We start from the raw sequence: 11,729 nt of genomic DNA, 5'->3' as shown, positions 1-11,729 counted from the left end.
GACCTTCACGTTTGCGTGCCAGGCCAGAAAACGGATTGTTGTTTACAGTTGGAATGCATGAGTAGCGAATCGAACACCGAAACACTCGTCAGCTATAGAAATACCTTCTGGTTAACCAGTGCCACACTGGAAAAACGCTTGAGCTTTCTCCTGCCAGGGTATCGAGCTGATGGGTTCAGCATCGTCACGAACGACCTGGCGTCCAATGCTTCTTTTGTCAATTACGTGCGTCATCACCGACTGACCGATCTCGCCACCGGTGCCACGCAGGATGTGATCGAAAAGTCGATTCGAAAAACTCTTTTTATCACCAGCCTTGAGTCACGTTTCTATCGGGAACGCGACGTGCTCAGCGAAAGTGCTCACTTCAAGCACCCTCCTTGCCTGGGCGTGATCGAGACGCCTTGGGAAAGCCTGATTTTTACCGGCTACGTACAAGGCCGCCCACCACGTATGTCGTCTATCGCAAAGACCGTGGCGCCGGGCATTGCCGAGATCGAGGCATTGTCCAACCGTCATCTGGGCCTCGCTCCCTGTTGGCAGGCTCCCAAGTTCTGGACCATGGATTTTTTCCGGCCTTGGTATCTGCTGCGCTCGCGCTTCAATTACGAGCGCTATTTGCACTCTCTTGAAGAGCTGGTCCGAGACGATGACCGTTTTGCCGACCTGCCGCGTCGACTTCGCGCGTTGCGGCCGATGTTGCGTCGTGAGGCCAATGGGGCAAAAAAGAGTCAGCGCTGTTTTTGCCATATGGATTATTTGCGCAAGAATTTTTTCCTGTCGCCCCAGGGTCTGCAAATGATCGACTGGAGCGAGTTCAAGGTTGGTCGTGTCGGATTTGACGGTGGTTCCTACCTGAGCGCGGTGTTCAGGCGCAGTGACATGGAGCGCTTTGTAACAGTGCGCGACGAGTTCCTCGTGACCTATCTGGAGATGCTGGACCCTCGGTTCGATCGGCAGCAGGCGTTGCGTAACCTGGATTATTTTTTTCTGCAGAATTCCCTTTGGCATTTCCTGCGACCCAAGACGATTGCTGACTATCAGCGACGGGGCAAGCTGGATCTGTTGCATGAGAAGTATGAGTACTTGTTGGCGCTGCCTTTGATTTCTGGCCGTTAGGCGAGTTGATACGGACGCTTATTGTTTAAGGTGAGGACGCCTTCGCTGGCAAGCCAGCTCCTATGTATGGACTCGCCCCCACTGTCTACCCGCTTTTGAAAAACTGTCGCCCCGTTGCATCTATGTATCAGGCCTATTCATGGAAGCCGTCTTCGGCATCTGGCCAAAATTGGAAGAGCTCGTGGTATGCCGATTACAGTCAGGCCTCGAAGGCCAGTAGGAGCTTAGGCATCAATCCACGCCGGTCTTACCTGGGGTCAATTTTTTTCAACAAAGGGTCGGACAGTCAGTACCTCGGTGGCAGAACTCTGTCGCTCAGTGGCTCATCGTCGCTTGCTGGCCATCACCAGCGTGGCGACGATAAGTCTGATCATTCTGTAAAAGCACCCAGACGATTCGCAGGTTGCGGTTGGCTAGCCTGATCGCAGCCTCCTTACGGCCCAGCCGGCTCATCCAGCGCAACAAGCGGCGGTCATCGGGTTGCTGGGAATCAGGTCGTAGTTGTTGCAGCACCGCATGGGCTCCCTGGATCATCAGGCTGCGTAAATAGACATCACCTCGCTTGGTCATGCCCCCCAGCCGGACCGTCTGCCCGCTACTGTGCTGGTCAGGCACCATGCCAAAGTACGCGGCAAACTTGCGGGCATTGGGAAATCGCTCAGGCTTGCTTTCCTTGGCCACCAGTGCCGTGGCAGTGACTGGGCCGATGCCGCGCACAGTCATCAGTCGCTTCGCCGTCATGTCGGCGTTGGCGGCCACTTCCAGGCGTCCCGTCAGCACGCTGATGCGCTCGCCCAAATGGCGCCACTCGGCCAACAGTTCGTCGATCAGTTCACGCAGCAGGCCCGGCACCGGCTGGGTAGCATCCTCCAGTACCCGCGGTATTTTCTGGCTGATCGCAACATCGCCCTGCGCCAAAGCCACGCCGTGCTCGAGCAGCAGGCCGCGCATCTGATTACTGACGGCCGTGCGTCGACGCACATAGCCCTGACGAGCGCGATGCAACGCCTGCATTGCCAGTGCCGCAACGCTTTTGACCGGTACTGCGCAGATTTTTTCATCGCGACCCGCCCGCAAAATCGCCAGTGCATCGTTGCGATCATTTTTAGGCCCGCTGCGATGGGTGGCCACCAAACCGGCTGGAAGAATCCGCGCCAGGTTGCCTTGGTCTTGCAGCTGCCGGGCCCAGGCTTGAGCACCCGGACCGGTCTCCATCAAAATCACGACATGAGGCGGCAGCTGCCGGAGAAACTCATAAAACGCCTCACGCGACTTGATCCGCTGCTCGTAGCGCACTTGGCCAAGGACATCTTCACCGGCGACCTGAAAGACCTGCTTGGCCAGATCCACCGCTAAGGTTGTGCAGGCCGACAAATCGGAAGAAGACAGGGATTGATCAATCGAACTATGATTTTTCATGGACTCGCCCTCGCTGTCGTTGGCTGTTTAGACTGCCAGCGTGGCGCATTGACGCCTCGGCTGGGGCGAGTCCATCCAATTACAAGGGTTGTCAATCGCGCTGCGAGCTCTGCGGATGCCGCTCATCGGGCCGCTGGGTGAACGGGCCTGCAGGTGTTTTGGGAAATCACGATTTATGTGAAAAATTTGTCAGATTTTTCCTACTTTTGTGAATGGCACCCATACGTTTGTATTATCATTCGCGGCAAATTTCATTGAGCATTTCCTCCAGGCACACGCACTGATGCGTGCCTGACTGATGATTGCGCCCGTTATGGATATCCGCTGTTTTTTATGGACAATGCTGCTCCGCCGCGTCGCTCTTTGCTGATTCTGTCTAAAGGTGCGCAACAGATCCCTACCCTCCCCGCCCTGCTGCCTGAGTATCGGCTGCTGTGTGGAACGGTGGGCGACATTGCCCAGGCCGATGACGTATTGGCGTGGGGCCGCAAACCCAGTGCGCTACGTGCCAAGGCGGCTGCCGACAGTGCCGGGTTGCCGCTGATCACTGTCGAAGACGGATTTTTGCGCTCGGTGGGCCTGGGTGCTGAAGACCCGCCGCTGTCGCTGATCGTCGACCCGCTGGGCATCTACTACGACGCCAGCGGCCCTTCTCGCCTCGAACAACTGATTCCCTTGCCGCTGACCCAAGCAGAGGTGTTGCGTGCCCGTGGCTTGCAGGCGAGCTGGTGCGAAGAGCGTGTGTCCAAGTACAACGGCGCGCGGATCGAACGCTGTGCGTTGCCGCAGCCTTGCGTGCTGGTCGCCGATCAGACGCGCGGCGATGCCTCGTTGCAAGGCGCCACCGCCGCCGATTTCCAGCGCATGCTCGACGCCGCGCTGGACCGTCACCCGCAGAGTACGGTGGTGGTCAAGGTTCACCCGGACGTGGTGGCCGGGCGCAAGCAGGGGCACTTCGACCTCGCGGCGTTGCGCAAGCATCCGCGGGTGCAGGTGATCAGCGATAACGTGCACCCCGCCGAACTGCTATCGGCTGTTCAGGCGGTGTACGTGATGACTTCGCAACTGGGCTTCGATGCACTGTTGTGGGCCGTGCCGGTGCACACTTTTGGCATGCCGTTCTATGCCGGCTGGGGTTTGACCACGGATGCCTTGCCTGCGCCTGAGCGTCGCCACCCGGTCAGTCTTGAGCAGTTGCTGCATGCCGCGTTGGTGGAATACCCGCGCTACGTCGACCCGGAGACGGGTGCGCCGTGCCAGGTCGAGACCGTGCTGGTGTGGTTGGGTTTGCAGCGAAGAATGCGCAGTCGGTTGCCCCATGACTTGCAAATGGTCGGCTTCAGCAAGTGGAAACAACCCTTGGTGCTCGACTTTTTCAACGGCTCATCCGTTCGGTTTCTCGGGCGTTTCTCTCGTCGTCGCGTGGCCGCTCCGGTCATCACATGGGGTTGCCAGCACGACACGCCTCTGTCCGGAAAATCGGGTCGCCACCTAGGCCGCGTCGAAGACGGCTTCCTACGCTCAGTCGGCCTGGGCGCGAAGAAAACCCGCCCACTGTCCTGGGTGTTCGACGACCTGGGCATTTACTACGACGCCACCCGCCCTTCCCGTCTGGAACACATCTTGCAAAACGAGCCTTGTGCACCGGGCTTGTTGCAGCGGGCAGCGGCATTGCGCGAAGCGATCTGTGTGGCCGGCGTGACCAAGTACAACCTGCCGGGCACCCCGTGGAAACGCCCCGCCGGGGTCGAGCGGGTGATTCTGGTACCGGGCCAGGTGGAGTCCGATGCGTCGATTCGTTATGGCGCGCACCGGATCCGCCGCAATCTGGATTTGCTCAAGGCGGTGCGCGAGCGTCATCCGATGGCGTGGCTGTTGTACAAGCCGCACCCCGAAGTACTGGCCGGCACACGCGAGGCCGGCCAAGACGAAGAACGCACCAGCGACTGGTGCAACCAGGTGGTGGGCGATGTGCCTTTCCACGCACTGTTGTCCGAGGTCGACGAGGTGCATGTGCTGACCTCGCAATCGGGCTTCGAAGCTTTGTTGCGCGGCGTGCCGGTGACCACTTACGGCCAGCCGTTCTATGCCGGTTGGGGGTTGACCCAGGATCGCGACCTGAGCCCGGACGTCCAGGCGCGCCGCACCCGGCGCCTGAGCCTGGACGAGCTGGTGGCCGCGACCCTGATCCGCTACCCGACTTATGTCAGCCGCATCACCCGAAAATTCACCACGCCTGAACGCACGCTTGTCGAGATCCAGAACTGGGATGAAGTACCAATGCAAGGAAGAACTTCAACATGGCGAGAGATGATTCAGCGTTTGCTCCTTACGGTTTTGAAACCACGCCTCAGGAAATCCTAGTTCCGCTGCAGCGCTCCCTGCGTCCGGTGCCGGTGAAGCCGCGCAACTCGTTCCTGCTCTTGCAAGGCGTCAGTTCGCCGTTTTTTGCGCGCCTGGCGCAAGCCCTGCGGGCCGAGGGACAGCGGGTCAAGTCCGTCAGCTTCAACATGGGCGATACCCTGTACGGCAGCGGTGCGCGGGTGTTTTATTCGGCGCGCCCCGAGCAGTTGTCGGATTTCTACAGCCACAGCTTCAAGGCGGAGCACATCACCGACGTGGTGCTGTTCGGCGATTGCCGTCCCGTGCATCAACCGGCGGTGGAGCTGGCCAAGTCGCTGGGCATTCGTGTGCATGTGTTCGAGGAAGGTTACTTCCGCCCCTACTGGATCACCCTTGAGCGCAACGGCGTGAACAATCACTCGCTGCTGCCCCGTGATCCGGAGTGGTATCGGGAAGTGGGCAAGTACATCCCGCGGTATCACAACGGCAATGCGTTTCGCCTGTCCTTTGCCTCCCGGGCCCTGCACGACGTGATGTATCACGTCGGCGGTGCGCTGAACAAAGTGGTGTTCCCCCATTACAAGACCCACGCGCCGTTCAACGCGGCGGTGGAGTATGCGGGCTACATTCGCCAGGGCATTCGCCTGCTGAATGCCAAGGGCCGCGATTCCGAGGTGATCAGTGAGGTGGCGCGCAACCGTCACCGCACCTTCCTGTTGCCCTTGCAGCTGGACAGCGATGCGCAGATCCGCGACCACTCGCCGTTCCGGCACATGAAGGATGTGCTCAAGCACGTGATGGGCTCGTTTGCCCGCCATGCAGGCAGCGATGCGCGGCTGGTGGTGAAGAACCATCCGCTGACGCCCGGCATCGTCAACTATCAGCGCATCACCCGGCGCATTGCCCACAAGCTGGGCATCGAAGGCCGCGTGGACTTCCTCGAAAGCGGGCACATGCCGACCTTGCTGTCCCACGTCGCCGGCGTGGTCACGGTCAACAGCACCGTGGGCGGCTCGTCGCTGATGCACAACGTGCCGACCATCGCCCTCAGCGACCCGATCTACAACCTCAAGGGGCTGACCCACCAAGGCGGCCTCGACGAGTTCTGGGACCACCCGGAACCACCCGACGCCACACTCTTTCAACGCTTTCGCAGCACGGTCATTCACACCACGCAGGTCAACGGCGGCTTCTATACCCGCTGTGGCATCGACATGGCGGTGAACAATTCCCTGGAAGTGTTGATGGCGAAAACCTCGAAGATCGAACAGTACCTATGACGCTACACAAGTCTCCACGCTGCATTCTCATCACCGGTGCCACAGGCGGCATCGGTGGTGCCCTGGCGCCTGCCTATGCGGCACCGGGGGTAACCCTGATCCTGCAAGGCCGGCGCCTGGATCGCCTGGAAGAAATGGCCGCGCAATGCCGCGCCCTCGGTGCCCGGGTGTTGCTGCAGCCGCTCGACGTCCAGGATCTTACGGCCTTGCGGCGCTGGATCGGCGAGATCAGCGAGAGCGAGGCACCGGACCTGATCATCGTCGGCGCCGGGGTCAACACGTCCACCGGTGAGAATGGCGAGGGCGAAGTCTGGGAACTGTCCCAGGCGCTGATCGAAATCAATGTGCTGGCGGCCCTGGCCACGGTGCAAGCCGCGTTGCCGTTCATGCGTGCGCGCAAGTCCGGGCAGATCGCCCTGTTCAGTTCGCTGGCCGGCTGGCGCGGGCTGCCCGCCACCCCGAGCTACAGCGCCAGCAAGGCGGCGATCAAGGCCTACGGCGAGGCCATGCGCGATCTGGTGGCGGCGGACGGGGTGAAGATCAACGTGATCATGCCCGGCTACGTCGAATCGAAAATGTGCTTTGAAATGCCTGGCCCCAAACCTTTGCTCCTGGTCCCGGACAAAGCCGCTCGAAGGATCCGAAGTGGCCTGGCGGCGAACCAGGCGCGGATCAGTTTTCCGTTCCCGCTGAACCTTGGATGCTGGGCCCTGGGGGTTATTCCGCCACGGCTGTCGTCGATCATTTTGCGGTGGCTGGATTACGGTGCCTGATTTCTTGAGTAGTGCGTTTGGCTTGGTGGTTGTGTTCGGTTTTCTCCTGTCGTGCGCCTTCGAAAAACTGTTGGTGCCCTGCCCCGGCTGGCGTCGCCCGCTGCGCGCCTGGCTGCTGCACGCCGGTGCCTGGGCGTTCGCCGTCGGCTTGCTGTACCTGATCACCGGTCGTGCCTGGTTCAGCGCGGTGAACGTGCTGGCCTTGTGGCTGTTGATCGTGCTGGTGAGCAATGCCAAATACCATTCGCTGCGCGAGCCCTTCGTCTGCGCCGACTTCGAATACTTCAGCGATGCCGTGCGCTACCCGCGCTTGTACTTGCCGTTCTTCGGCATTGGCAAGGCCATTGGCCTGGCGTTGCTGTTTGTCGTCTACCTGGCTTGCGGCCTGTACTTCGAACCGGTCGGTGCCAACGCCCACGCCGTGGCGACGGGCACCTTGATCGGTGGCTTGGTGCTGCTCTGGCTTGGCGGGCGGAAACCCCTGCAACCGACCTTCGACGCAGGCCTTGATCTGGGTCGCTGGGGCCTGGCGGCCAGTTTGTGGACGTACTTTTTTGCTGCCCGGCGTCCCGTGGCACTGGCGTCATTGAATTCGCCGTTCCTTGGCGAGGAAGCACGCCCCATGGCCGATGCCACCCTGGCGGACCTGGTGTCGGTACAGAGCGAATCGTTTTTCGATGCGCGCCGACTGTGGCCCGGTGTTCGTGCGCAGGTCCTAAATCAGTTCGATACTTTGCGTGGTGAAGCGCTGGCCCAAGGTCGTTTGCAGGTGGCGGCCTGGGGTGCCAACACGGTGCGTACCGAGTTCGCCTTCCTGACCGGCATCAAGGTCGACCAGCTCGGCGTGCACCGCTTCAACCCCTATCGCCACCTGGCGCGCCAGGGTGTTGCCAGTATCGCCCTGGAACTCAAGCGCCGTGGCTACCGCACGGTGTGCGTGCATCCATATGTGGGCAGTTTCTACGGTCGCGACAAGGTGTTGCCGGCGCTGGGTTTCGACGAGTTCATCGACGTGCGCAGCTTCACCGAGCAGCAGAAGGCCGGTCCATTTATCGGTGACTGCGCCGTGGCCTACAAGATCAGCGAATTGCTCGATGCCCCGGGTCGCACGCAGCCGTTGTACATCCATGCCATCACCATGGAAAACCACGGGCCGTTGCACCTGGAAAGCGTCGAAGCGGCCGATCTCGCGCAATGGTTCGATCGCCCCCTGCCTGAAGACCTGCGCGACCTCGCCCCGTATGTGCGCCACCTGGGCAATGCCGACCGCATGCTCGGCCTACTGCGCGAGCACTTGCTGGCGCGCGGTACGCCGACCGGGTTGTGTTTCTTCGGTGACCATGTGCCGATCCTGCCCGACGTCTATGGCGCGCTGGGTGAGCCGGATGGCGATACCGAGTATTTCATCTGGTCCAATACCGCGCGTAGCGCCAGCGCCCCTGCGGACATGGGTGTCGAGCACTTGGCCAAGGCGTTTATCGATCATCTGGCGTCGGTACGCGATGCAGCGTGAACCCGTGCGGATCGTCCTGGCCTCCAGCACTTCGGAGCGCGAGCCGGCGATTGCCCGCTGGATCACCTCGGGGCGCGGTTCGCTGGCGTTCATCCTCGGCGACGAAGAGTGCCGTCATCGTCTGTTGGCGGACGGGATCAATTGGGACCGGGTGTTGATTGCCTATCGCAGTGATGGCGCCATTGGTTACGCGGCGTTCAAACACCATCGACGCGGACCGTTTTCACCGGGCCTGCGGCCCTTCGTGCGTGAGTTCGGCCGGTTGGGTGGCACGTTGCGTTACGGGCTGTTCATGATCAGCGAGTGCCGCGAGTGGTACTACGGGTTCTACCTGTACGGCTTGCGTGTGCGCAAAACCGCCCGCCGCCAGGGCGTCGCCAGCGCCTTGCTGCAGGCGGTGTTCGAGCAGGCTTTGGCCTGCGGCCATGAAAAAATCGAGCTGGAAGTGCAGGCGAAAAACCTCGCCGCCCGGGCGTTCTATGCCCACCACGGCTTTGTGTCGATACGCACCATGAGCTGGCTCAGCCGCCTGATGCCAATTCCCACCGTCATCAACCTGCGCCGCACGTTGTCGCCCCTTTCACGAGTGCCCACGAAATGAATCGACCCGTCGCCCTTGAGTCCCTGGTGGAAGGCCCCGGCTGGGTGGGCATCATGTCGCAATGGGTGATGTGGAAAGTCTTTCACCTGGGCGAGTTTCTCGACCCTGAAGGGACGCCGCAGTGGCTGTGGCGACGCGGTCAACAGCGGCCGGCGGGGTTGAAGGCGATTTCCGGGATCGGCTACAAGAGCTCGTCCGACCATGCCCGAGTGCTGTGCAAGCGCTGGGGTATTCCCTATGTGGCGCTGGAGGACGGCTTCTTGCGTTCTTCGTCGCTGGGGGTGGAAGGCGATACGCCGATGTCGATGGTGGTCGATCCGATCGGCATTCACTACCTGGCCGATCGGCCGTCGTTGCTGGAGAACATCCTGCAGGTGCCGCACAGCCTGAGCGATGCAGATCTGGCCACCGCGCAGGCATTGATTGCCCTGATGCGCAGCAGCGGCATCGGCAAGTACAACAATGCGCCGGACTTGAGCGATGACGATCCGCTGGGGCGTGAACGGCCGTTGGTGCTGGTGGTGGATCAGACCTACGGCGACTTTTCGATTCCCGGTGGCGGGCTGTGTGAAGCGGACTTTATCCGCATGCTCGATGCGGCACTGGCGGAAAATCCCGAGGCGGATGTGCGGGTGCGGATTCACCCGGACTGCGTCAACGGCCACAAGAAAAGCTGCCTGCTCGATGCCGCGCTCGAGCGCGGCCTGACGCTGGAGAGTCGTCATGTGTCCTGGGCCTCCTTGGCGCGCCGGGCCCGACGGGTGTATGTCGGCACCAGCCAGGCCGGTCTTGAAGCCTTGATCCAGGGCATCCCGGTGACCTGTTTCGGCCTGCCGTTCTATGCCGGCTGGGGTTTGACCGATGATCGCCTGGCCATCCCCCGTCGCCAGGCGCGCCCGACCCTGGAGCAATTGGTGGCAGCGGCGTATATCCGCTATTGCCGTTACGTCGACCCGTTGACCGACCAGCGTTGCGATGTGATGACCGTGGCCCGGCAACTGGCCCGGCAAAAACAGCAGGACAGCCAGTTTGCTGGCAGTGTGACCGTGATTGGCGTACCGCGGCGCGAGCGGTCGGCGATGCGCAGGTTACTCAACAGCCGCTGGGGTCAGTTGACGTTCGCCCGCGACAACCCCGAGCTGATCCCGACCGTGGCCCGCGAAACGGGCAAGCTGTTGGTGTGGCATGCCAGCGAATCGGGCGACCTGCAAGCCCGTGCCGAAGCGCATGGCGTGTCACTGTGGCGTATCCGCCCGGATGCGCTGCAGTGGCCGTGCGGTAATGAACAACCCCTGGCACAGATCCGCGGCCTGCCTTGCAGCCCGCAGCAAGCTCAGGCACACAGCGCCCTTCCCAAGGCCGGCCTGCTCGAGGGCTGCGCGCGTTATCGACAGATTCGCAGATACCTCAAGGGTATGTTCTGAGCCTTGCCGTTGAGACGGCCTCGAATATTGCATCAATCTCACGTGTGACCGCCCCCTGTAGGAGCCGGCTTGCCGGCGAAGGCGGCCTTGAATCTTGTATCAGGCTTGCGGACGCCTTCGCTGGCAAGCCAGCTCCTACAAAATCATGACATTCACAGAAACTGTAGGAGCCAGCTTGCCGGCGAAGGCGGCCTTGAATCTTATATCAGGCTTGCGGACGCCTTCGCTGGCAAGCCAGCTCCTACAAAAAACTATGCGCACGCGATAAACATGCGCACGTGATTGATCTGCGGCGCCTTGACGCACACCAAACATATGGCCTCTGGCTTGGTCACATCCGGACCCAAACCTTTTCAACGTCAAATCTTCTGCGCGCTAGCATTACCCTTTTCGACCGACAAGGGAGGGCAAAGGATTGCCCATTCGTTCACACGCCAACCGTCTACGCTCCGGGCGTTACTCGCAGTCAGGACAGATATACCTGCTCACCGCCGTTACCCGTCTGCGCGAACCGCTCTTCAGTGACTGGCGCATCGGACGTTTGATGGTGGAGCAGTTTCGTCAGGCCCAGACAGAGGAGCAAGCAAATTCCCTGGCCTGGGTGGTGATGCCCGACCACTTTCACTGGCTGGTCGAGCTGCAGAACAACACGTTGCCAGGCTTGATGAGGGCCACCAAATCCCGCTGCGCAAGAGCCGTGAATGCCCGTTTGGGTCGCACGGGGCAGATGTGGCAGATGTGGCAGAAAGGTTTCCATGACCGGGCGATTCGTCGCGAAGAGGATTTGCGCGCCGTGGCGCGTTACTTCATTGCCAATCCATTGCGGGCAGGGCTGGTCAGGCGAGTACACGATTATCCATTGTGGGACGCCATTTGGTTGTAGGAGCCGGCTTGCCGGCGAAGGCGGTTTTGGATCTTGTGTCGGGCTTGCGGGCCCCTTCGCTGGCAAGCCAGCTCCGATATCTAAGGAAAAAACACCGTCATGTAGGGCATTACCTTATAGACAGCCGTTTCTCCAAGTGGCTTAAATTCGCTTACCAGCAAGGACGCATCTCAACCATACACTCGCACCACTAAAGGCAGCCGAGTACGATGCGTTATCTAATTTTCATCCTCATAGCTATGATCGTACTCACCCTTGTGGCATCGCTGTATGGGTGGTACTGCCACCTGCGTGATAACGCAGACGACATATGTTATTCGCCCGAAAATCCTATCGATTCAAATCACGCACGTACGCCTTGCATACAGCCAGCA

Annotated in this window: 9 protein-coding genes; 8 read left to right on the top strand and 1 reads right to left on the bottom strand. The window is 60.7% G+C overall.

Translation table 11 applies throughout. The features are described from left to right. The first annotated feature begins 57 nt into the window (after positions 1-57). Complete coding sequence (locus tag ACA058_RS08840) at positions 58-1,119, top strand: phosphotransferase family protein (RefSeq protein ID WP_497638736.1); 1,062 nt, start codon at positions 58-60, stop codon at positions 1,117-1,119. Between the two features lie 315 nt (positions 1,120-1,434). Here ACA058_RS08840 and ACA058_RS08835 read toward each other — a convergent pair whose 3' ends face one another. After that, a complete protein-coding gene (locus ACA058_RS08835; protein ID WP_497639851.1) occupies positions 1,435-2,493 on the bottom strand; it encodes an IS110 family RNA-guided transposase in 1,059 nt (352 codons plus the stop codon). Positions 2,494-2,871: 378 nt separating this feature from the next. Between ACA058_RS08835 and ACA058_RS08830 the strand changes: the two genes are divergently transcribed. The 7 genes from ACA058_RS08830 to ACA058_RS08800 all read left to right on the top strand — a co-directional run bounded on the left by ACA058_RS08830 (position 2,872) and on the right by ACA058_RS08800 (position 11,355). Then, positions 2,872-4,902 carry a capsule polysaccharide biogenesis protein gene (locus ACA058_RS08830; protein WP_497638735.1) on the top strand — a complete coding sequence of 677 codons (2,031 nt, stop codon included), beginning with the start codon at positions 2,872-2,874 and terminating at the stop codon, positions 4,900-4,902. Further along, positions 4,839-6,161 carry a capsule polysaccharide biogenesis protein gene (locus tag ACA058_RS08825; RefSeq protein ID WP_497638734.1) on the top strand — a complete coding sequence of 441 codons (1,323 nt, stop codon included), beginning with the start codon at positions 4,839-4,841 and terminating at the stop codon, positions 6,159-6,161. Before ACA058_RS08830 ends, ACA058_RS08825 begins: the two co-directional genes overlap by 64 nt. After that, positions 6,158-6,934, top strand: a complete 777-nt coding sequence (locus tag ACA058_RS08820; protein WP_497638733.1) for an SDR family NAD(P)-dependent oxidoreductase — start codon at positions 6,158-6,160, stop codon at positions 6,932-6,934. The genes ACA058_RS08825 and ACA058_RS08820 overlap by 4 nt, the downstream gene beginning before the upstream one ends. A gap of 4 nt (positions 6,935-6,938) precedes the next feature. Beyond that, positions 6,939-8,447: an LTA synthase family protein gene (locus ACA058_RS08815; protein WP_497638732.1), complete on the top strand. Its 1,509-nt coding sequence runs from the start codon at positions 6,939-6,941 to the stop codon at positions 8,445-8,447. After that, positions 8,437-9,048 carry a GNAT family N-acetyltransferase gene (locus tag ACA058_RS08810; protein ID WP_497638731.1) on the top strand — a complete coding sequence of 204 codons (612 nt, stop codon included), beginning with the start codon at positions 8,437-8,439 and terminating at the stop codon, positions 9,046-9,048. The genes ACA058_RS08815 and ACA058_RS08810 overlap by 11 nt, the downstream gene beginning before the upstream one ends. Beyond that, entirely contained in the window at positions 9,045-10,472 is a 1,428-nt protein-coding gene (locus ACA058_RS08805; protein ID WP_497638730.1) for a capsular polysaccharide export protein, LipB/KpsS family, read from the top strand. Before ACA058_RS08810 ends, ACA058_RS08805 begins: the two co-directional genes overlap by 4 nt. A 415-nt stretch (positions 10,473-10,887) precedes the next feature. Continuing rightward, positions 10,888-11,355, top strand: coding sequence for an REP-associated tyrosine transposase (locus ACA058_RS08800; protein WP_497638729.1), 468 nt, complete (start codon positions 10,888-10,890; stop codon positions 11,353-11,355). Positions 11,356-11,729: the final 374 nt, after the last annotated feature.

Source organism: Pseudomonas sp. LBUM1649 (assembly GCF_059716155.1).
This window is presented reverse-complemented; position numbering and strand designations above follow the sequence as displayed.

Excerpts from the sequence above, each read along its gene's own strand:
- ACA058_RS08840 (WP_497638736.1), top strand. The coding sequence starts at position 58 with ATGAGTAGCGAATCGAACACCGAAACACTCGTCAGCTATAGAAATACC.
- ACA058_RS08830 (WP_497638735.1), top strand. The coding sequence starts at position 2,872 with ATGGACAATGCTGCTCCGCCGCGTCGCTCTTTGCTGATTCTGTCTAAA.
- ACA058_RS08825 (WP_497638734.1), top strand. The coding sequence starts at position 4,839 with ATGGCGAGAGATGATTCAGCGTTTGCTCCTTACGGTTTTGAAACCACG.
- ACA058_RS08820 (WP_497638733.1), top strand. The coding sequence starts at position 6,158 with ATGACGCTACACAAGTCTCCACGCTGCATTCTCATCACCGGTGCCACA.
- ACA058_RS08810 (WP_497638731.1), top strand. The coding sequence starts at position 8,437 with ATGCAGCGTGAACCCGTGCGGATCGTCCTGGCCTCCAGCACTTCGGAG.
- ACA058_RS08805 (WP_497638730.1), top strand. The coding sequence starts at position 9,045 with ATGAATCGACCCGTCGCCCTTGAGTCCCTGGTGGAAGGCCCCGGCTGG.